Consider the following 21428-nt stretch of genomic DNA (forward strand, 5'->3'; position numbering starts at 1 on the left):
GAATAAGGAAAGCCCCCGGCCTTGTGGCCGGGGGCTTTCCCACGCTGTGGAGCTGCCGGGAATTGAACCCGGGTCCTGCGCAGCGTCAGTAGGGCTTCTCCGTGCGCAGTTCGCTTGCTGCCGTTACTCGGATCTCACCAACGCGCGAACCAGTCGGTGACGGCGATCCCAGCCACTGTTTGGTGTTCCGCACGAACCCGTGGCCGGCCCGTGCGGTAAGCCCTCTAGCTGATGCCAGGATCCGGGGCGAGGGCATCCCCGGGCTGACAGACTTGCCAGTCGCTGATTAGGCAGCGAGGGCGAAGTCGCGCTGATTATTATCGGCGCTTAATTGGTTGCCACGACGCTTACGGTGGTCTCTGGCCTGCACCGGCACGCTTCCCCTACATCGACTCACGCAGTCGAAACCACATCAGCCCCGTAGACCCGGCCACTGGTGGCCAGGACAAGCGACACTACCCCTGATCCACCGACTAGACAAGCCTGCGGGAGCGCTCGTCAACGCTCCTCCTGGAGGCGGACGACCACCTTCCCGGCCGCGTGCCCGCCCGCGACCGTCTCGTACGCCGCTGCGGTATCCGCGAAATCGACCACTCGGGACAGGGAGATCTTTATGTCCCGCTGCCGGGCCAGCGCCGCGATCGCAGCGAACACGCCGGATTCGCGCCGCCTGCGCACACCGGACCCGCCCAGCTCGACCGCGGTCTCCTTGTCCGCGAGGCTCCGGATGCGGCGCGCACCGTCCTCGTCCCGCTTGAGGAGATCGGCAGCGCCGCGCAGGGTCTCACCGCCGACGCAGTCGACCACGGCGGCGATGCGCCCGCCCCCTCGGCCGCCATCGCCCAGCGCGTCCCGGACGTGGCCGAGCCACCCCGGCCCCGAGGAGACGTGCTCGATGCCTCGGTGCTCGACGAATTCGCGCTTCTCGGGGCTCGCCACGCCGATCACGCGAGCACCCGCAATCGCGGCGAATTGCCCGGCGTGGATGCCCACGCCTCCCCCGGCGCCGAGCACGAGGACGACCTCGCCGGGGTGCGGGGCGAGCTCCCCGATCGCGTCGTACGCGGTGCCCACGGCGACGGGGATGCACGCGGCGCGATCGGGGGCGAGCCCGGACATCACGGTGGCGACGCTCGACTCCTCGAGAAGCGTCCGCTCGCCCAACGCGCCGACTCCGGCCGCGCACGAACCGAAGACGAGCGTCCCCTCGCCGATCGCCGGCGGGACGGGGGCGCCCGACGGCAGACGCCGCCTCGCGAACTCCTCAGACTCGGGCGAGCGGCGCGAGGCGAGCACGATGCCCGCGGCCTCGCGCCCCATTGCCATGGGGAATTCGACGGGGAACCCGGACTGCCGGGCGCCGGATCGAACATTGATATCGACGGGATTGAGCCCCACGGAGACCGTCTCGACGAGCACCGTTCCCGGCCGCAGCTCGGGCTCGGGGACGTCGAGGAAGCCCGCCACCTCGGGGCCGCCGTACCTCTCGAAGCCGAAGATCCGCATGCGCTTTCCTCCTTGGATTCGAAATCTTCCAGTTGTCTACCCGCGCAGCGCCAGCGCGAACGGTAGTACCGCGTCGGCCCCGGCGAGTCGGAGCTCCCGCGCACAGACCGTGAGCGTCCACCGGCTCGCGACGACATCGTCGACGAGCAACACCGCGCGCCCTGCCACGGCCTCGGCCTGCTCCGGGGAGAGCGCGAACGCGGAGACCACGTCTCGGAGCCGGAACGCACTGTTCACGTCGGGACCGCCGTGCTCGCGGACGGACACGAGATCGCCGAGGTCGGCGAGCTTCCCGGCCGCCGCGAGGCCCCCGGCCAGCGAGCGAACCGTTCGCGGCCTGCGGGCACTGGGAACGGCGATCACGGCATCCGGGCGCCTCTCCCACGGCCAATCGGCGAGCACCCGGACGCACAGGCTCGCCACGTCCTCGGGAACGTCGCCGTCAACTGTGTTCGGGGAGAGGAACTCGCGCAGCCGCTGCCCCGCTCCGAGGTCGGTGAGCCGCGCGATCGCGCGCCCCGGCTCGGCGCGCTCGGCCGGAGGGATCTTCCCCTTGAGAGAGACGCCGAGGTTGGGCATGCCGGTGGGCCACTGGGCACGCGGCTCGATCACGCGGCCGATGCCGGAGAGCGCCTGCCGCGCAGCTTCGTGCGCGCCGTCGCCGACCTCGTCCGACCACCACTGCCCTCGGCAGTTGTCGCAGCGGCGGCAATCCACCGGATCCGGATCGTCGAGCATCTCGGTGAGGTAGCGCATCCGGCACGCCCCCGTTGACTCGTACTCCTCCATCGCCTTCGCCTCGGCACGGCGCACGGCGAGGACGCCAGCGTAGCGCTCGGCATCGTAGGTCCAGCCCGCGCCAGTGGCTTCGTATCCGCCGCGCACGCGCCGCACCGCGCCGTCCACGGACAGCGTCTTGAGTAGCAGCTCGAGCCGGTTGCGACGCGCGCCGACCCGCGTTTCGAGCGCTGGCACCGAGAGCGTCCCCTCCGCTGCCAGCGCGGCGAGCACCGCGGAGGCGTCCTCCTCCGAAGGCATCGACGCCGTGGCGAAGTACTCCCAGATCTCGGCGTCCTCGGGACCGGGCAGGAGCAGGACGTCGGCAGATTCCGTGGCGCGGCCCGCGCGCCCGACCTGCTGGTAATAGGACACCGGTGAGGACGGCGCGCCAAGGTGGACCACGAACCCCAGGTCGGGCTTGTCGAATCCCATCCCCAGCGCCGAGGTCGCGACGAGCGCCTTGAGCTTGTTGTCCTTGAGGCTCTGCTCGAGCCGCTCCCGTTCCTCCGGGTCCGTGCCGCCCGTGTACGCGGCGACCTCCCAACCGGCATCGCGCAGGGCGGACGTAGTGTCCTCGGCGGCGGCGACCGTCAGCGTGTACACGATGCCCGAGCCGCGAAAGTCTCCGAGGTGCTCCGCGAGCCAGGCGATTCGCGCCGCCGGGGGGCGCGCCCCGGCGACCCCGAGGCGGAGGGAATCGCGCGAGAGCGGACCGCGGAGCACGAGGGTGTCCGAGCCGAGCTGCTCGGCCACGTCGGCAGTGACCCGCGAGTTCGCCGTCGCCGTCGTCGCGAGTACGGGGGTGTCCGCAGGGAGCTCCCGGATGATCGCCGAGATTCGCCGGTAGTCTGGCCGGAAATCGTGGCCCCAGTCCGAGATGCAGTGCGCCTCGTCCACTACGATCATCCCGATCTCGGAGACGAGTTCCGGGAGCACGGTGTCGCGGAAGTTCGGGTTGGTGAGCCGCTCGGGCGAGACGAGCAGGACGTCGACCTCCCCCGCTCGCAGCTCCGCGTGGATTTCGTCCCACTCCGTGGCGTTCGCCGAGTTGAGCGTCCGCGCGACGACCCCGGCTCGCGCTGCCGCGGCGACCTGGTCGCGCATGAGCGCGAGAAGCGGCGAGACGATGAGCGACGGGCCGCGCCCGCGCTCGCGCATGAGCTTCGCCGAGAGGAAGTACACGGCGGATTTGCCCCAGCCCGTGCGCTGCACGACGAGCACCCGGCGCCGGTCGGCGACGAGCGCCGAAATCGCGTCGAACTGGCCGTCCCGGAATTCGGCATCGGGGCGGCCGGTCAGCGAGTGGAGGAGCCTGGCGGCGTCCTCCGCAAGCCGACCTTCGCCGCTCATCCGGGCATGCCCTTGATCTTGCGGCCGATCTCGCGGACCGTCTCGCGCTCCACGGTGCGGCGGCGCAGAGTCTCGCGCTTGTCGTGCGACTGCTTACCGCGGGCGATCGCGAGCTCGACCTTGACCCGCCCTTGACTGAAGTAGAGGGACAGCGGGACGAGCGTGGCATTGCCGTCGCGGGTCTTGCCGTACACCTGGTCGATCTGCTTGCGGTGCAGGAGGAGCTTGCGCGCCCGCTTCGGCGCGTGATTGGTCCACGAGCCGTGCGAATACTCCGGGATGTGGAGGCCGCGGAGCCACACCTCGCCGTCGTCGATCGTCGCGTACGCGTCCACCAGCGAGGCCTTGCCCTCGCGCATGGACTTGACCTCGGTGCCCACGAGCGCGACGCCCGCCTCGAGGGTGTCGAGGATCGTGTACTCGTGCCGCGCCTTCTTGTTCGAGGCGATGATCGAGCCATCACGCCCGAGGGAGGACGCGCCCTTCTTCGATTTCGTCTTGCCCATGGCGGCCCCCTTCCGGCTGCTGATCGACTCACGCCCCGGGCCCGTACCCGGCCCAGACAGACACCTCACCTTACGTGCGGCCCCGGTGGCGGGCAACCGAGCTGGGCTTACGCTCCGATCGCGGCAGCGGCACGGCGCTTGCCTGCCCACCGCTCTCTGGATGACGGCGGTCGACGCCTCGCCCGGGCGGTCTCCCCGCGCCGCGCGCGATCGCGCCAATGCGCGGTGCGGGGTCGCTCGCTACTGCGCAGCCGCCCCGCTCGCGGCTTCGGCGCCCGAATCGGTTTCTTCGCCGCCGGCCGTACCCGAGTACTGAGTGCCACCACCGGCGGCATTCTGGCCCGCTCCCTGTTCGGCGGGCTGGGAGCCCTGGCCGGTTCCTGCGCCGGCGCCGGACTGCGCTCCGGAATCCTGCGTAGGCACCTGCGAGCCGTTCGCGCCGCTCGAGGCGCCGGAATCGCCGTTCGCTCCGGCGCCCGGGTTCGAGGACGTCTGCTGCTGTGTCGGCTGTCGGGATTCCTGGTTGCTCGCCGATCCCGTGGCCTCGGCCTGCGAAGTCTCCGTGCCGGAGGAATCAGTCGCGGCGGTACTCGTCTCGGTGCCCGAGGTCTCGGTTGCGGGCGAACTCGTCTCCGCCGTACTCGTCGCCGGATCATCGGAAGGCAGCGCGACGATCGGATCGTCGCGAACCCACATGTACAGCAGCGCGACGAGGAGGAACGCGATGAGCAACACGGCTGAGGAGCGCGAGATCGAGAGGACCTCGCGGAGCATCGACCAGCGCTCGCTCCAGTTCAGCGAGTACGGATCCTCCTCGTCGTCGGACGAGCCCCGTCCGGCCTGAGTGGCGGCACCCGCGCCGTCGAGGGGCTTTTCCCGCTCGGCATCCGCCACGGCCGCGGCGCTCGCCGCGGCTCCGCCCGCGCCACTCCGGTCCACTGCGCCTTCCGGGTTCCACTCCGCAGCGCGTCCCGACGAGCCGGACGTGCGCGCCGACGCCGAAGACGCCTGCGATGCCGAAGGTGCGGGGTCCGCCGCGCTTCCCGCGCCGCCGACCGAGTCGCCCCTTCGTTCGGCCGCCGCGGCGTTACCCACGCGACGGATCTCGGCGACCTCCTCGGCGGTAAAGGAGTCGGTATCGACCGATTCGCTGCCGCCCATCCGGGGGCGCCGATCGCGCCGGGCCTCGTCCTGAGCCCCGTCGCCGCGGGGATCCTGCGGTGTATTGCCGACCATTTCGACCTCCTCCTACGCGTTCGATCCGTCGGTCCGGGCCATCCCGGCGCGCAGCGCCGCGAGCCCCTCGTTCTCGAGCACGATGTTCTCCGCGCGGAAGCGGCGGGTGATCACCGCGCGGATGCGGCGCGAGACCTCCCACTGCTTGCCCGGAAGCGTGCGCACGAGGATGCGCATCGTGGTCTGGTACAGGGAGATCGATTCGATTCCCATGAGCGTCGGCTCGTCGAGGAGGAAATCCTTGATGAGCTCGTCGTCGAGGAGCTCGTGGCACAGCTGTTGCAGCACCTCGGATACTCGCGTCATGTCCTCGGTATTGGGCACCGGCACGTCGATGAGCGAGCGGGCCCAGTCGCGCGACTGGTTGGTGGTGCCGGCGATCTGGCCATTGGGCACGGTGACGACCTCGCCGTCGATAGTGCGCAGCTTGGTGACGCGCAGCGTGACGTCCTCGACCGTTCCAGAGAAGGAGTTGCCGGCGTCGATGGACACCGTGTCGCCGTAGCCGTACTGCCGCTCGGCGATGATGAAGAAGCCCGCGAGGAAGTCCTGGACGATCTTCTGGGCGCCGAAACCGAGCGCCGCGCCGAGCACGGTAGCGGGTGCGACGAGCGCGACGAGGTTGACGCCGAACGCCGAGAGCACCTTGACCGAGGCGACGACGTACACCACCGCGATCGCTACGTAGGAGATGACCTGGACGAGTGCGTGGAGGTGCTTCGAGTTCTCGGAGAGGACCAGATCGTCGCTCTCGGAATGCCTCGCATCGATGCGCGCGGTCCACACCGTCGCGACCTTGGAGATACACCGTGAGACGATCATCGCCGCGAGGACGATGAGCACGATCTGCAGTCCCTGGTTCCGCAACCAATCGAGCAGGGTGTCGAACCCGGTACTAAACGTGAGCATAGTGAGCCGTTCTACCTTTCGAACCTTGGTAGGAACTGAGTAGGCGCGGCCTGGATTCCGAGTGCCGTCTGGGAATTTCTCTCAGGCGGCTGCGGCTAGGAATCGGCCGCCTGCTGCTCGCGCATCCGCCAGCGGATCCCGGCCTCGAGGAAGCCATCGATCTCGCCGTCGAGCACCGCGGAGGGGTTGTTGACCTCGAACTCGGTCCGCAGGTCCTTGACCATCTGGTACGGGTGCAGCACGTAGGAGCGCATCTGGTTGCCCCACGAGGCGTTTCCGCCTGCGCCCAGCGCATCGAGCTCCGCGCGCTCCTCCTGCCTCTTGCGCTCGAGGAGCTTGGCCTGCAGCACCTTCATCGCCGCGACCTTGTTCTGCAGCTGCGACTTCTCATTCTGGCATGTGACGACGACGCCCGTGGGAATGTGCGTGAGCCGCACCGCCGAGTCCGTGGTGTTGACGCTCTGCCCGCCCGGGCCCGAAGAGCGGTAGACGTCGACCCGGACCTCGTTCTCCGGGATCTCGATGGAGTCCGTCTGCTCGACGACGGGAAGCACCTCGACCTCGGCGAACGAGGTCTGCCGGCGGCCTTGGTTGTCGAACGGCGAGATCCGCACGAGCCTGTGCGTGCCCTGCTCCACCGAGAGCGTGCCGTACATGTACGGGTCGTGGACCACGAAGGTCGCGGACTTGAGCCCCGCCTCTTCGGCGTACGAGGTGTCGTAGACCTCGACCTTGTGCCCGGCCTTCTCCGCCCAGCGCACGTACATCCGCATGAGCATCTCGGCGAAATCCGCAGCGTCGACGCCGCCGGCCCCGGACCGGATGTTTACCACGGCCTCGCGCTGGTCGTACTCGCCCGAGAGCATCGTCTTGACCTCGAGAGCCTCGATGTCCGCGCGCAGGGAGTCCCGCTCGGCGACGGCATCGGCCGCCGCGTCATCGTCGCCTTCCTCGGCCGCGAGCTCGGCGAGCAAGGGGAGGTCTTCGAGGCGGCTGCGCAGATCCCCCACGCGCTTGAGGTCCGCCTGGACGTGGGACAGCTCGCTCGTGACCCGCTGGGCGTGGTCGGGGTCGTTCCAGAGCTCGGGGTCGGCGGCCTTCTGCTCGAGTTCGTCGACCCTGGCGGCCAGCTCCTCGACGTCCATGACCTTCTCCACCGTGGTGAGCGTGGATTCCATCTCGGCGATGTCGGAAGAAAAGTCGGCCTGCATGGGCACCGATCATACGCGTCGGCGGTGCGTCTCCCCCGAACCCGGCAGGTGGCGGGCGCGGCCGCCGGGGCGATCGTTTCCTCCGCCGTCATCCACAGACAACCTCCCCTTTGCCGAGCGACCATCCGCTCGTGGCCGGGCCTTCGCTCTACGGGGGTAGCGTCGCGGCCATGGACGACACGGCATTCTCGCCCGCGGACGCACCGGCAACCGACGCCGATCCGAGCACCGGCTCGGGCCCCGGAACCCAGCCCGGCCCGATTGCGAGCGCCGGTCGGCCCGGCGGCGCGCAAGAGGGGTCCGCGAATGTCTCGGATGCCGGCCGGTCGAGGCCCATCGAGTATGACGACGCAGAACTCGCCGCCCTTGCGGTCCAGGAAGCCGGGCGTATCGCCCGATACCTCCGCGAGTCCGGGCTCGAGGTCGAGCAGAAGACCTCGGTGTCCGATGTGGTCACGGAAGCGGACAGGGCCGCCGAAGAATCGATCACCTCGCTGCTCGGCCGGCACCGACCGGACGACGGCATCCTCGGCGAGGAGGGGACGCTCGTCGAGACGGATTCCGACCGCCGCTGGGCCGTCGACCCCGTCGACGGGACGTATAACTTCGTCTCCGGCTCGGACTATTGGTGCTCGGCGGTCGCGCTCTCGGGGCCGGACGAGTATCTGCTCGGCGCGATCCACCGCCCCGCGACGGGCGAGACCTGGATCGGCGGGACCGAGTCCGGGGCACGCCGCGGCGCCGTCCCGCTCCCCCGCCTCGAGCCCGGTGGCCTCGCCGATGGCTGCCTCGCCACCTACCTCCACCCGCCGTTCCTCTCCGACCCGGACCTCGCCGAGCCGTTCCGGAGAGTGAGCCAGGGCGCGGCCACCATGCGCATGCTCGGCTCCGGCTCGCTCGACCTGGCCGCGGTCGCCGAGGGCAAGTACTCGGTGTGGTGCCAGCACTCGTGCCCCGAATGGGACTGGCTCCCCGGCAAGGCCATCGTCGAGGCCGCAGGCGGGCGCACCGCCGTGGTCGAGGTCGCCGGGTACGACTGGTTCGTCGCCGGCCGTCCCGGCGCCGTCGAGCAAGCCGTGGCACTGCTCTCGGGTAAGTAGGGTCCCTCGGTCCGGGCCCGAAGCAAGCCGAGCCGCCGGCCCGGGACCGGATCGGGTTCGGCGCGAGCACCGCACGAGCTTTAGGCCACTTCCGCTGCGTCTCAACATCTTCCGCCCGGATCCCCGCATGGATCCGGGCGTTTTCGTGTGCTTTCCCGCAGCCGCGCCGGGGGGTATGCGCGACACCTTCGGGATAAATTGCTTTGGACTGACCCTACTAACGAGTAAGGTCGGTCCCGTCAGTTTTCCCACCCGCGACACAGAACAGCTGGTGAAGATGAGTTCCAAGAAGAATTCCACCCCCGGCGCGAAGCCGCACAAGCCCGACGCGATGGGCTCGGCGATGCGCGTGATCTCCTCGATCGCCGGTTCGGACATCGCCGAGAAGCTCGGTGTGCGCAAGCCGATCGAGCGTGTCGCCTACGAGGCGACCCGGACGGGCTTCAAGACTCTCGGCGCCGCGAACCGCACCTTCAAGAAGTCCTCGGGCGCGAAGAAGCCGAACCCACTTCCCGATGCCGAGAAGAAGAACGATCTCTTCGACTTGTCCATCGAGGACGAGCAAAAGATGATCCAGGAGACGGTCCGGGACTTCGCCTCCGGCGTCATGCGCCCCGCAGCCCACGACGCCGACGAGGCCGCCAAGGCGCCCGAGTCGCTCATCGAGCGCTCCTCCGAGATCGGCGTCACGATGATCAACGTGCCCGAGGAGTACGAGGGCGTCGCCACCGAGCGCGGCGTCGTGACGAACTCCCTCGTGGCCGAGGCGCTCGCCTACGGCGACATGGGCCTCGCCCTCCCGATCATCGCGCCGAGCTCCGTGGCCGCGACCCTTACGCAGTTCGGCTCCGAGGAGCAGCAGAAGACGTACCTCCCGGCCTTTGGATCGGAGAACGTTCCCGGCGCCGTCGTCGCGGTCAACGAGCCGACCCCGCTGTTCTCCCCCTTCGAGCTCTCCACCACCGCCACGAAGTCCGGCGACGGGTACACGCTCAACGGCGTCAAGTCGCTCGTGCCGATCGCCGACTCCGCCGAGCTGTTCATCGTCGCCGCGGCCTACGAGAGCAAGCCCACCTTCTTCATCGTCGAGTCGGATACCGATGGCGTGGTCATCGAGGCCGATCCCTCCATGGGACTGCGCGCCGCCGGAATCGGCCGGATCAACCTCAAGGATGTCTCCGTGCCGTCGTCCGCGATCCTCGGCGGCGAGATCTCCGCCGACGAGCGCGACAAGGCGTTCCGCGACATCATCCGCCTCTCCCGCCTCGGGTGGGCTTCGCTCACGGTCGGCACGTCGCAGGCCGTCCTCGATTACGTGATCCCCTACGTCAAGGAGCGCGAGGCGTTCGGCGAGCCGATCGCCAACCGCCAGGCCGTGGCGTTCATGGTCGCGGATATCGCCACCGAGCTCGACGGCCTCCGCCTCGTCACCTGGCGCGGTGCCTCGCGCGCCGAGCAGGGGCTCGAGTTCGGCCGCGAGGCCGCGCTCGCGCGCAAGCTCGCCTCCGACAAGGGCATGAAGATCGGCCTCGACGGCGTTCAGCTCCTCGGCGGCCACGGCTTCACCAAGGAACACCCCGTCGAGCGCTGGTACCGCGATCTCCGTGCGGCCGGCATCGCCGAGGGCGTCGTCGTCCTCTAGTCCGCCCCTCACGCTGAGAAGGAACTCTTCATGATCAATCTCGAACTCTCCAAGAAGCTGCAGGCGGCGCAGAACCAAGCCAACCAGGTCGCCATGCAGATCTTCCGCCCGGTGTCCCGCAAGTACGACCTCGCGGAGCACGAGTACCCCAAGGAGCTCGACACCCTCGCCGCGCTCATGTCCGGCATGGAAGACGGCGGCCAGGCCGCCGCGGGCGCCGCCGGTGGCCGCGGAAACAAGGAAGCCAAGGGCAACCAGAACGGCGGCAACATGATGTCGCTGCTCAACGTGATGGAGACGTGCTTCGGCGACGTCGGGCTCACGCTCTCGGTCCCCTACCAGGGTCTCGGCAACTCCGCGATCGCCGCCGTCGCCGACGACGAGCAGCTCCAGCGCTTCGGCAAGGTGTGGGCCTCGATGGCGATCACCGAGCCGTCGTTCGGCTCCGACTCCGCGGCGGTGTCCACCACCGCGAAGCTCGAGGGTGACGAGTACGTCATCAACGGCACCAAGATCTTCATCACCTCCGGCTCCCGCGCCGACCACATCGTCGTGTGGGCCACGGTCGACAAGTCGGCCGGGCGTGCGGCGATCAAGTCCTTCGTCGTGCCCTTCGATCACCCGGGCGTCCACCTCGATCGCCTCGAGCACAAGCTGGGCATCAAGGCGTCGGACACCGCGCAGATCACGTTCGACAACTGCCGCGTCCCCAAGGAGAACCTCCTCGGCGATCCGGAGGTCCGCACCGACAAGGGCTTTGCCGGCGCGATGCAGACCTTCGACAACACCCGCCCGCTCGTCGCGGGCATGGCCGTGGGCGTCGCCCGGGCCGCGCTCGAGGAGATCCGCAACCTCATCACCGAGGCCGGTTACGAGATCGACTACGACATCCCTTCGAACCAGCAGCCCGCCGTGGTCGCGAAGTACATCGAGCTCGAGTCCGATTGGGAGTCGGCCTACCTCCTGACCCTCCGGGCAGCGTGGATGGCGGACAACAAGCTCCCCAACACCAAGGAAGCCTCGATGTGCAAGGCCAAGGCCGGCCGCACGGGTTCCGCGGTGACCCTCGGCGCAGTGGAGCTCGCCGGCTCCTACGGCTACTCCGAGCACTCGCTGCTCGAGAAGTGGTCGCGCGATTCGAAGATTCTCGACATCTTCGAGGGCACCCAGCAGATCCAGCAACTCGTCATCGCGCGGCGCGTGCTCGATCTCAACTCCTCGCAGCTCAAGTAGCACTGCGCAGGGCGAATCCGCCCCCGTCCGCCATCCCGGCGGGCGGGGGCTTTTTCGTGCCCTGGCACACTCGGGAGCCATGAGCACCATCGCATTCCTCGGCTGCGGATCCATGGGCGAGGCGGTCCTCGCCGGCGTCCTCACGGCGGGCACGTCCCCCGGCAACACCGTGGCCACCGTTCGCCGCCCCGAGCGCGCCGCAGATCTGCGGGAGCGGCACGGGATCGAGGCACTGGCCACTACGGAGGATCCCGCAGCCAATGCGGAGGCCGCTCGGGGTGCCTCCGTCCTCGTGCTCGGGGTGGCCCCCGGTGAGATCACGAGGCTGGCGGAAGAGATCGGCCCAGTGTTGGCGGAGGACGCCGTCATCGTGAGTCTCGCCGCTGCGGTCTCCATCGAGCGCCTCGAGGCTGCGCTGCCACAGGGGCAGCCGGTCGTGCGGACGATGCCGAATACGCCGGTCGGGATCGGGCGCGGCGTGGTCTCCGTTTCCGCCGGCACGCACGTCTCTCCCGCGCAGCTCGACGCTGTGCGCGGCGTGTTCGAGGCAGTCGCCACTGTGGTCGACATCGACGAGGCGCAGATCGACGCGCTCTCGGCGATCAGCGGCTCGGGGCCGGCCTACGTGTTCTACCTGGCCGAGGCGATGCGGAAGGCCGGGATCGAGCTCGGTCTCAACCCCGAGCTCGCGCGGATGCTCGCCAACCGCACGGTCGCCGGTGCGGGCGCCATACTCGCCGGGGCCGGGGCGAAAGACGAGGAAGCGGCAGGAAGCGAAGGTGCTGGTGCCGGTGCCGGTGCCGGGCCCAGTACCCGAGTCGACGCCGGGGAGCTGCTCCGCGGCGTCGCTAGCCCGAACGGCACGACGCAGAAGGCCATCGACGAGTTCGAGGAGTCGGGCGTCGCCGAGGCCATTACCCGCGGGGCGAGGGCGGCGGCCGCTCGGGCCGCGGAGATTTCCGCCGAATTGTAGGGCGAAGCGCCGGCGCCGAGCCGGGCGCGGATCGCGGCGGGCTAAATGCGCCGAGGGCCGCGGCACAGCACGGATCTCCGTGCGAAGCCGCGGCCCTCGGTAAGTGGGGACCGCTCGAAAGCCCTAGGCCATGCGGAAGCCGGCGCCGGGCCAGTTGCGGACCGTGGCATCGTCGACGATCGCATCGAACGTGGTGCCGTATGCCGGCAGGAAGACCGGCGCCTGGAAGTTGACGTAGCACTCGGGCATCGCGGCCGCGACGGAACCGAGACCGACTTCGTCCGCCACGGGCGGGACCGTGCCGCCATTGAGCATGCCGACGAGGCGGTCGCCGTTCATGACCGGGCCGCCCGAATCGCCGCGGCCTGCACAGACCTGCGAGTAGATCGTGTTGTCCTCGACTTGCCACGTGGGGCCACACGTGTAGCCAGTCTTGGCACCGAGCTTGCAGATCGTATCGCCCTGGTTGGGCGGAGCGCCCCGGTCGTTGACGCCGCCCTGGCGGACGATATCGACCTTCGACGGATCGACGCTGAACACCGTGTAGTCGAGGATCTCGTTGCGCGCGACGACATTGCCGACCACGCCGGCCCCCTCGACCTGGACCTCCTCGCCGAGGCCGGAGCTGCAGTGTCCGGCAGTGAAGGCGACGGGGCTGCCGTTGCGGTCGTACCCCGCGGCCGTGGCGGTGCACAGCGCCTGCCCGGCGTGCGTGAGGATCGGCGTTCCGCCGCCGAGCACGGGCTTGGCGTGCGCGGACGGGGCCGCGAAGAATGCGCTGAGGACCGAAGCGAGCAGAGCGGCGGCGAAGACCGCCGCCCAGAACGCCCGGGAGCGCCCCTCGTGGTGGGCCTGGGAAGTAGCGGCGAACATTCGGTCTCCTTTCGGCCCGCCCGGAGGCGGAGAAACACGTATGTGCACAGTCTAAAGCACCGACGGCGTTTTCACGGACTCGATAGGACCACTCTCAGGTTCCGAGAATGCGTGCGACACTGCGCTTTCCGAATCCCGCGCCGAAAAGTTTCCGAAATCGGGGAAAGCCCCGGCCCACGAGGCACCCAAAGGTGCCGGGGTCCGGGGCTTCCGGGGGTGCTGCTCGGGCTCTCGGTCGAGCGCCTCGACCGGGCCCGAGCGGAGCCGCGCTCGGCGCTGTTCGACCCAACGCAGCTCAGCTCGGCACAACTCAACTCGCTACCACCCGAGCGAGCTGCCGCAGTTCGGCCATGCGCCCGCACCCTGGTTGGCGAGGACCTGCTCGGCGATCTGGATCTGCTGCTCCTTCGAGGCCTGGTCGGCCGTCGGCGCGAACTGGTCGCCCCCGTAGGCGCTCCAGGTCTGCTCGTCGAACTGGACGCCGCCGTAGTAGCCGTTACCGGTATTGATCGACCAGTCACCGCCGGACTCGCACTGCGCGACCTGGTCCCACTGGCTCTCGGTCGCGGCGTTGGCCGCCGGGCTCGCGAGGAGCACGCCGCCCGTCGCGATGGCGCCGGCGGCGATGGTTCCTGCAGTCATCCGTGCGAAGTTCTTGCGCATTGTTCGGACCTCCTTGGGGTCGGTCTTCTCGTTGCTAGGCGTCTGGATCTCGGTGTCGAAAGCGGCCGGGGGTCGTTCTGTAACGGCGCGGTGACCATTCCGTGATCTTTCGGACTGCCGCGACGCTACGCATCGGAAAAACGGCGATGCAAACCCTCGGCGCATTTCTGTGACGAGGCACACACACTCGACCCCTCCGGAATCGCCGCTCTCCCCCGGCATCACCGCAGGTAGGTAGATCGAAACCGGCGGAAGGAGCAAATGTGTCGCACCATGGCCCCATGAGCATCCGCCGCGCCGTGCCCATCCTCTCCGTCGCCGACGTCCCCGCAGCCGTCGCCGAGTACCGCGAAATCCTCGACGTCGAGGTCCTCATGGACCACGGCTGGATCGCCACCCTCGGCTCCCCCGCCGCCGCTAAGACCGTCCCCGCACCGCAGTTCAGCGTCATGAGCCGGGATGCCACCGCCCCGTGCAACCCCGAGCTCTCCCTCGAGCTCGACGACCCGGCCGCGGTCGACGCCGCCCACGCGCGAGCCGTCGCCGCCGGCGCCGAGATCGTCCACCCGCCCACCGTGGAGCCGTGGGGCGTGCGCCGCTTCTTCTACCGCGACGTCGGCGGGCACGTGGTCAACGTCCTCGCGCACCTGTAGCCCTCGATTACGTAAATAGACGAATGACGGCGGAGGCCGGGCTGAACCGGACCTCCGCCGTCATAGGCAGGGAATGGAGAGGGGCTAGCGCACGCCCTTCATGAGCCGAACGACCGGGTTCGCGACGAGCGCGATGACGATGCCCAGCACGATCGACGCGATGCCGATCCACATGAAGTACTGATTCGTAGCCGCCTGGTCGTCTGGATTGTAGAAGCCGGCGAGCCAGCCCGAGGCCGAGGAGCCGATCGCGACCGAGAGGAAGAACAGCGCCACCATCTGCGAATTGAACGCGGCGGGGGCGAGCTTCGTAGCGAGCGACTGGCCCAGCGGCGAGAGGAGCAGCTCGGCCATCGTGAACAGGAAGAGCACGACGACCATGACGAGCATGGGGATCATGCCGTCGGTGAAGGGGATGAACACGAGGAACGCGATACCCATGACGACGTTCGACAGGGCGAACTTGTAGGGCGTCGCGATCTGCCGGTCGCCGAGCTTGAGCCACATCGCCGAGAAGACGCCCGCGAAGATGATGATGAACAGCGGGTTGATCGACTGGACCCAGCCGGGCGGGAAGTCCCAACCGAAGACGTTCCTGTCGAGAGCCTGATCGGCGAGCACCGCGATCGAGGTGAATTGCTGCTGGAACAGAGCCCAGAAGCCACACGAGGCGAGGAACATCGGGATGAAGGCGATGACGCGCGAGCGCTCGACCGCTGTGATCTGCTTCGAGGAGAGGATCACGCCGAAGAGCAGAATGGCGGCGACGATGGTGACCACCGTGACCACGCTCGCGAGGTTGTCGAACGTGAGCCAGCCGGCGAGGGCTGAGATGACGATGATGACGACGACGATCGCCGCGGCACCGCCGACGATCGAAATGTGCTTCGGCGTGGCCGGGTTGAGCGCGCCCTTCGGGATCGACGAGAGGGTCTTGCCACGCAGGGCGAGGTACTGGATGAGGCCCGCGGCCATTCCGAATGCGGCGAGCGCGAAGCCCCAGTGGAAATTCGTGCCCTCCCACAGCGCGTTCGTGGCGAGCGGGCCGATGAGCCCGCCGATATTGACGCCCATGTAATAGATGGAGAACGCGGCGTCGCGGCGCATGTCCGAGCGGCGATACATGACGCCGACCACCACGGAGGTCGTCGCCTTGAGCGTGCCAGAACCGAGGGCGATGGCGATGAGGCCGATACCGACGCCTGTCATTCCCGGGATAAGGGACAACGAGATGTGCCCGAGCATGATGAGCACGGCCGCGCCCGTGAGCGAGCGCTCCGCGCCGAACAGGCGGTCAGAGATCCAGCCGCCGAAGATCGCGGAGAGGTAGACGAGTCCGCCGTACGCGCCGACGATCGAGGTGGCAGCGCTTTCGCTGTAGCCAAGTCCCCCATCGGCGACGGAGTAGTAGATGTAGTACGCGACGAGGGCCTGCATGCCGTAGAAGCTGAATCGCTCCCACATCTCGATCGCGGAGAGGTTGGCCAGGCCCCAGGGATGGCCGAAGAAACCGCGCTCGCGATCGGCGAGCGTCGGCTTCTCCTCCTCGATCGGCGCGCCGGCGCCGTCGGGGGTGGACGTGATTTCAGACATGCCGAGAATATTAAGCCGAAGGACAGAAAAGCCGGGTATCGGGCCGGGTTCTGCGGCTATTCAGCTCGTTATCCCCGTTAGTCGCCCTAACGAACTTAGGAGACTGTGACCGAGCCGTCCTCACCCACCGTGACGTTCGCCGCGTAGGCAGCCGCGAGGTTGATTCGCTGCCACGAACCGGCCGCCGACTGATCGTCGAGCGGGAAACCCGCAGGGCCGGCGGTCTGGCGGAGGACCTCCGCGCGCTGCTGGTAGTCGAGCTCCGGGAAGCGCGTGATGAGCAGGGCGGGCGCCGCCTGCGGGACGACCATCGCCGCGTTCGGGTCGTAGATCGTGCCGAAGTCGTAGTGCATTCGGTCGGAGTATTCGCGCACCGAGGTGGCGGTGTCGCGGTAGGGCTGCTGCGCGGAGACGTCCGCAAGCGGACGGCCCGTGCGCCATTCGAGCTCCGCGCGCAGCTCGTCCCCTGCCTGACGGAGGGTGTCGCGCATCTTCGGGTCGTTGAGCCGGTCGGCGGCGGCCGCCGTGCCCGTCATCCGGCCTCCGATGACGTCGAGCGGGTAGTGGACGCCCATGACCATGCGATTATAGCCGGCCTCGGCTCCGCGGTCGAGGACCTGGGGGCCGAGCTCCGGCAGCATGGCGGCGAGCAGCGAGGTGACCCAGGCGGCCTGGTTCGTGTGCCCCGACGGGAAGGCCTTCGAGCTCGGATCGTAGAACTCGTGCTGGCCGTCCTCGTGACGCACGATCCGATCGGGCGCGACCACGAACGGGCGGTCGTAGTTGAAGATCATCTTCTCGACTAGCGTCGAATTCGCGATACCGCCGGCGCGCGAGAGGTAGCCGCTGTCGAGCAGCATCTGGGTCTTCGGCAGGCGGCCTTCGGCGAGCGAGGTGCGCAGGGCCTCGCCGAGTTCGGGCCCGAGCGCATCGGAGAACGAGGTGAGCAGGCCGCCTTCGGAGGCCGCGGCGTCAGCCTGGGCGCGCTGCGCCACCTCGGGGGAAGCGTTGTTGTTGATCTCCACCGTGGTCTCGAGGTTCTGCGCGAGAACGTCGTCGTGGTTGGCGCGGAGGTCCTCGAAGCCCTTGACCACGTCGTAGTAGATGCCGCCGGTGTACGGGCTGATGTCCGAGACGTAGCCGACGTACGCGTCGGGGCCGAACGGGGCGGGTACCGGTGCGCCATCGTGCTGCACGGCCGGACGCAGCGCCGGGAGTTCGACACTTCCCTGCGCGTTCGCGGTTTCCGCGGTGACCACGCCGCTCGCGGCGAAGGCGGCGATGAGGGTCGCCGTGACGGCGCGGCGGCCGATGCGAGAAGAGGTGAGCGGACGCGCCATGGTGGGCAACCTTCCCGGCCGGCGTAACGCCGAGCCTGATTAGCTGTCGGTCAGCATGAGAATGTCATGAGCGTAACCAGTTTCGATGAACTCTTGTTTAATCCGACGTGACTTGCGCCCAAAGTGCCCGGTAGAGCGGCGATGTGATCGTGCTCGCACAGCTTTCGCAATCGCCCCTCGATCGATAAGCTCCAGTCGCGCCTGAGACACTCATATTTAGCGCCACTAATCATCATTTTCTGTCTCAATCGAGGAGAACCGTGCCCCGCAGAACCGCCCACTCCATCTCTGCACTCGCTCTGGGGGTGGTCCTCGCGGCCGCTCCGACCGCCGTCGCCTCGGCGCAGGTCGGGTCCGGGTCCAACAACCCGGCAGCCGCTCCGGCGGGATCCATCCAGGCGCCGGACGGTTCCTTGATGGGCGTGCCCGGGCTGTCGACGTGCACGGAGACCGTGGGCATCGTGGTCCCCGGCGGAACGCAGACGTTCCCCGGAATCCCCTCGAACATCCCCCACGGCGGGATCACGATGCCCATCGCCACGATGCTCGAGGCACGCGGGGTCTCCACGCGAACCGTCGCCTACGATGCGAGCCCCTTCCTGACGCGCGGGTACGCCGATTCGCAGCGGCGGGGCACCGAGGTTGTCCGCGGCGCCGTCACGAAGATCGCCGACGCATGCCCCTCTTCGAAGCTCGCCTTCGTCGGCTACTCCGAGGGCGCGGGCATCGCCAGCAATCTCGTCACGGATATCGCCGCCGGGCGTGGGCCCGTCCCCATCGACCGGTTGTCCTCGGCCGCATTCCTCGCCAACCCCTTCAACTCGCCTCGCTCGGTCCAGACCGGCACCGCCGGCCCGGGCGTGACCGGCGTGCTCGGCGCCACGGACTACGGCAAGGCGGCAGACCGAACGCTCAACGTCTGCGCAGCCGGAGACTGGATCTGCAACGACCGCGCGGTCGGCGCGGGAATCAAGAAACAGATCAAGGCACTGTCGAACAGCAGCGCGCTGCGCGGCATCGACCCGACAGTGGACGCGATCGGCGTGCTCTCCCAGGCTCCGCACCTGATTATCGGTGCGTTCGCGCACACCGGCGGCTACGGCGGCGACCTCGCCGGCGTCGTCGATTGGGTCGCCACGTCGCACTCGGCGGAAAAGCCGGCCGAGGATCCGCAGGGCGGCGACAAGGGCTCCGTGCCGGGCGAGAATGCTGACGCCACGCCGACGTCGAGCCCGGCGGGGACCACCACGGCGACGCAGCCGGCCGAGACCACCTCTCCGTCGGACACGGCGACAACCCCCAGCGCCACTCCGGCCCAGTAACTCTCCGCGCGGCCGCATGGCAGTTGGCCGCCCGCTCCGCGGCCCCCTGCGATTGGCCGCGCTCTTCGCAGCTGCCGGCGATACGGCCAACCGCGAAGCATGCACTTTCTGTCGATTTGGAGGCCGAGAAGGTCGGATTTCGACAGAAAGTGCATGCTTCGGCCAGGATGGCTACCGCAGTAACGTCGGCAACTGCGCCAGAGACAGCACCTGCACCGGCGCCGGCACCAGTAAAAGGAAACGGCCCCGGCGCACAGCGCACGAAAAAGTCCCGGCCTTCGATATCTCGAAGACCGGGACTCTTTCTCGCTATTAGTAGCGGGGACAGGATTTGAACCTGCGACCTCTGGGTTATGAGCCCAGCGAGCTACCGAACTGCTCCACCCCGCGTCGGCTTGTATTACTCTAGGCGCCACCTATCCGGAAACGCAAATCGACCCGCTACCAGCGAATACGAGTAATCGACCAGCGAATCGGCGCCAAGCAGGAGGGCCCCGGCGGAGAAAATCCGCCGGGGCCCTCGTACCGCTCGCCGCTAGTTCCCGCCCGAAGACGGTGCCGCCGCGTTGTAGGCGTCGACGGCCTTCTGTAGCTCGTCGAGTGCCGTCCCGAGGTCGGCGAGGTTACCGCCCTTCTGCGCGTCCTCGACCTTGCCGAGCGCCGCGTCGAGCTGTTGCACCGCCGCGGACTGGTCCGGCTTCGGCGTCGCAGGATTCTGCGTCGCCGGCGGCGTCGCCGAGGAACCCTGCGAAGCACCCGAAACGGTCGCATTGTCCTCGGCGTTCTCGGACGTGCCCGTCTCCTTCTGCGAGGTCTGGATATTGACCTGCTGGAGTGCCTCGTACACCGACTTTCCGTAGCCCACGTTGTCGCCGTAGAACAGCATCACGCGCAGCAGCCGCGGGAAGGCGTTGTTGCCGTCGTCGGTGTTCCGCTGGGCGTACACGGGGACGACGTACATGATCGAGCCGTCGTCGAGGGCCAGCGAGAGCATGTTCCCGTCGGTGATCTTCGACGTCTGCGTCCACAGGCGCCGGTCCTCGGCCACGGACGTTGCCGTGATCATCGACTGCCACGCCTGCGTCGGCCCGTTGCGGGTATCGCTCCCCTGCCCCTGGGCTCGCACCGTGATCTTTCCGTAGTTCGAGGGGTCCGAGCTCGCGGTCATGTGCGCGGCGAAGAATTCGCGCTGGAAGCCGCGGAACACCGACTGCAGCTGGAGGGTCGGCTGCCCGGTTTTCGGGTCAGCGGCGATCACGTAGCTCGGAGGCTGCGGGACGAAATCGTCCGTGGCCTCGATGCCGCCGGTCGGCCCGTTCGCCGTCGGCGACGAAGATTGCGAGGCCGTCGGCGCCTTCGACTCGGCGTTCGTGCTCAGGTCCGCGGGGATAGACCAGAACGCGTCGTTGGTGAAGAACTGCGAAGGATCGGAGACGTGGTACTTCGCGATGAGCTGCCGCTGGGTGTTGAAGAGGTCCTCGGGGTACCGCAGGTGCGAGCGGAGCTCGTCGCTCATGTCCTCCTGCGGCTGCACCAGGCCCGGGAACGCCTTCGACCAGGTCTTCAGAACCGGATCGTCCTTGTCGTTCTCGTACAGGTCGACCGAGCCATCGTACGCGTCGACCACGGCCTTCACGGAGTTGCGCGCGTAGGAGACCTTGTTGGTGCCGAGAACCTGCCCGGTGGTCGGATCGCGATCGGGCTCACCCAGGCCGACGGACTCGGCGTAGGGATACGAATTGAGCGTCGTGTAGCCGTCGACGATCCACTTGACCCGGCCATCCACGATCGTCGGGTAGGTCTTGTCGTCCGTCGTCAACCATGGCGCGACCTTCTCCACCCGGCCGATCGGCGAGCGGTCGAAGAGGATCTTCGAATCGGAGCCGATGAGGTTGGAGAACAGCATGTTGCGGTCCGTGTAGCGGAGCGCGAACGAGAGGCGGTTGATGAGCCCGCCGACGGTCACGCCGCCGGATCCGGTGTACTCGTAGCGCTGCGAATCGGTGTCGTATTCCCGCGGGTCGCCGGTGGTGTTGACGATCGAGTAGTCGTCGGACACCGAGCCCACCATAGGGCCGAAGTAGATGCGCGGCTGGTCGAGCTCCGCAGGCGCTTCCTTCTTCGGATCAGCGCTCACGTCGAGGCTCTCATACGCGGGGAAGCCGCCGCGGTCGGAACCGACGTCGTTGGCGAGCTCGTTGACCCTGTCGGCCGGCGCCATGACCAGACCTGTGCCGTGCGTGAAGACCGTGCGGCGGTTGATCCAGTCACGCTGGTTGTCCTGCAGCGTGTTCGGGTTGATCTCGCGCGCCCCGACCACGTAGTCCTGCAGGCGGCCGTCGGTGGAGTACCTGTCGATCGACAGATCCGAGGGGAAGCCGAAGAAGTTCCGGACCTGCTGTTGCTGCGTAAAGGTCGGGCTCAGCACGTTCGGGTCGAGGACGCGGATGTTGGACAGTGTCGCCGAGGTCTTCGAGGCCTCCTGCGGGTCGGGCGCGGCCTTGCCCCAGTCGAAGTCGTAGTCGACCTTGTCCGGGC

Annotated in this window: 17 protein-coding genes, 1 tRNA gene and 1 other RNA gene; 6 read left to right on the forward strand and 13 right to left on the reverse strand. The window is 68.4% G+C overall.

The window, feature by feature from the left end; genetic code table 11:
- Positions 1-44 precede the first annotated feature (44 nt).
- From ssrA to prfB, 7 genes are all read right to left on the reverse strand, one after another.
- Positions 45-420: a transfer-messenger RNA gene (gene ssrA, locus V7E05_RS02920) on the reverse strand.
- A 78-nt stretch (positions 421-498) separates the two neighbouring features.
- Complete coding sequence (locus tag V7E05_RS02925; RefSeq protein WP_333618175.1) at positions 499-1506, reverse strand: zinc-binding dehydrogenase; 1008 nt, start codon at positions 1504-1506, stop codon at positions 499-501.
- Between the two features lie 36 nt (positions 1507-1542).
- Positions 1543-3636 (reverse strand): RecQ family ATP-dependent DNA helicase, encoded by a 2094-nt coding sequence (locus V7E05_RS02930; RefSeq protein WP_333618176.1) that lies wholly within the window; start codon positions 3634-3636, stop codon positions 1543-1545.
- Positions 3633-4142, reverse strand: coding sequence for an SsrA-binding protein SmpB (gene smpB / locus V7E05_RS02935; protein ID WP_333618177.1), 510 nt, complete (start codon positions 4140-4142; stop codon positions 3633-3635). Before smpB ends, V7E05_RS02930 begins: the two co-directional genes overlap by 4 nt.
- Positions 4143-4382: 240 nt before the next feature.
- Positions 4383-5378 carry a hypothetical protein gene (locus V7E05_RS02940; RefSeq protein ID WP_333618178.1) on the reverse strand — a complete coding sequence of 332 codons (996 nt, stop codon included), beginning with the start codon at positions 5376-5378 and terminating at the stop codon, positions 4383-4385.
- Positions 5379-5390: 12 nt separating this feature from the next.
- The gene (locus V7E05_RS02945; protein ID WP_333618179.1) at positions 5391-6287 is read right to left on the reverse strand and encodes a mechanosensitive ion channel family protein; all 897 of its coding nucleotides are present in this window, start codon (positions 6285-6287) and stop codon (positions 5391-5393) included.
- 95 nt (positions 6288-6382) lie between these two features.
- Positions 6383-7498, reverse strand: a complete 1116-nt coding sequence (prfB, locus tag V7E05_RS02950) for a peptide chain release factor 2 (RefSeq protein ID WP_333618180.1) — start codon at positions 7496-7498, stop codon at positions 6383-6385.
- A 170-nt stretch (positions 7499-7668) separates the two neighbouring features.
- On the opposite strand from prfB, the gene V7E05_RS02955 reads away from it, so the two are divergent.
- From V7E05_RS02955 to proC, 4 genes are all read left to right on the forward strand, one after another.
- On the forward strand, positions 7669-8598 hold the full coding sequence (locus tag V7E05_RS02955; protein ID WP_333618181.1) for an inositol monophosphatase family protein: 930 nt from the start codon (positions 7669-7671) through the stop codon (positions 8596-8598).
- 277 nt (positions 8599-8875) lie between these two features.
- Complete coding sequence (locus V7E05_RS02960; RefSeq protein ID WP_333618182.1) at positions 8876-10240, forward strand: acyl-CoA dehydrogenase family protein; 1365 nt, start codon at positions 8876-8878, stop codon at positions 10238-10240.
- 30 nt (positions 10241-10270) lie between these two features.
- The gene (locus V7E05_RS02965; RefSeq protein ID WP_333618183.1) at positions 10271-11473 is read left to right on the forward strand and encodes an acyl-CoA dehydrogenase family protein; all 1203 of its coding nucleotides are present in this window, start codon (positions 10271-10273) and stop codon (positions 11471-11473) included.
- A 79-nt stretch (positions 11474-11552) separates the two neighbouring features.
- On the forward strand, positions 11553-12446 hold the full coding sequence (gene proC, locus V7E05_RS02970) for a pyrroline-5-carboxylate reductase (RefSeq protein WP_333618184.1): 894 nt from the start codon (positions 11553-11555) through the stop codon (positions 12444-12446).
- Between the two features lie 123 nt (positions 12447-12569).
- Here proC and V7E05_RS02975 read toward each other — a convergent pair whose 3' ends face one another.
- Positions 12570-13319: a peptidase S1 gene (locus V7E05_RS02975; RefSeq protein WP_333618185.1), complete on the reverse strand. Its 750-nt coding sequence runs from the start codon at positions 13317-13319 to the stop codon at positions 12570-12572.
- A 318-nt stretch (positions 13320-13637) separates the two neighbouring features.
- The gene (locus tag V7E05_RS02980) at positions 13638-13982 is read right to left on the reverse strand and encodes a transglycosylase family protein (protein ID WP_333618186.1); all 345 of its coding nucleotides are present in this window, start codon (positions 13980-13982) and stop codon (positions 13638-13640) included.
- Between the two features lie 281 nt (positions 13983-14263).
- Between V7E05_RS02980 and V7E05_RS02985 the strand changes: the two genes are divergently transcribed.
- The gene (locus V7E05_RS02985) at positions 14264-14635 is read left to right on the forward strand and encodes a VOC family protein (RefSeq protein ID WP_333618187.1); all 372 of its coding nucleotides are present in this window, start codon (positions 14264-14266) and stop codon (positions 14633-14635) included.
- A gap of 84 nt (positions 14636-14719) precedes the next feature.
- Here V7E05_RS02985 and V7E05_RS02990 read toward each other — a convergent pair whose 3' ends face one another.
- A complete protein-coding gene (locus V7E05_RS02990; RefSeq protein ID WP_333618188.1) occupies positions 14720-16228 on the reverse strand; it encodes a peptide MFS transporter in 1509 nt (502 codons plus the stop codon).
- A gap of 95 nt (positions 16229-16323) precedes the next feature.
- Positions 16324-17568 carry an acid phosphatase gene (locus V7E05_RS02995; protein ID WP_333618189.1) on the reverse strand — a complete coding sequence of 415 codons (1245 nt, stop codon included), beginning with the start codon at positions 17566-17568 and terminating at the stop codon, positions 16324-16326.
- A 260-nt stretch (positions 17569-17828) separates the two neighbouring features.
- Here V7E05_RS02995 and V7E05_RS03000 point away from each other — a divergent pair, with 260 nt between their 5' ends.
- Positions 17829-18890: a cutinase family protein gene (locus tag V7E05_RS03000; protein ID WP_333618190.1), complete on the forward strand. Its 1062-nt coding sequence runs from the start codon at positions 17829-17831 to the stop codon at positions 18888-18890.
- Positions 18891-19206: 316 nt separating this feature from the next.
- Here V7E05_RS03000 and V7E05_RS03005 read toward each other — a convergent pair.
- Together V7E05_RS03005 and V7E05_RS03010 are read right to left on the reverse strand one after the other, a co-directional pair.
- Positions 19207-19280: transfer RNA gene (locus tag V7E05_RS03005), tRNA-Met, on the reverse strand.
- A gap of 145 nt (positions 19281-19425) precedes the next feature.
- On the reverse strand, positions 19426-21428 hold a 2003-nt coding region (locus tag V7E05_RS03010), incomplete at its 5' end, for a UPF0182 family protein (protein WP_333618191.1).

The organism is Dietzia sp. (assembly GCF_036741115.1).
Taxonomy (GTDB): domain Bacteria; phylum Actinomycetota; class Actinomycetes; order Mycobacteriales; family Mycobacteriaceae; genus Dietzia.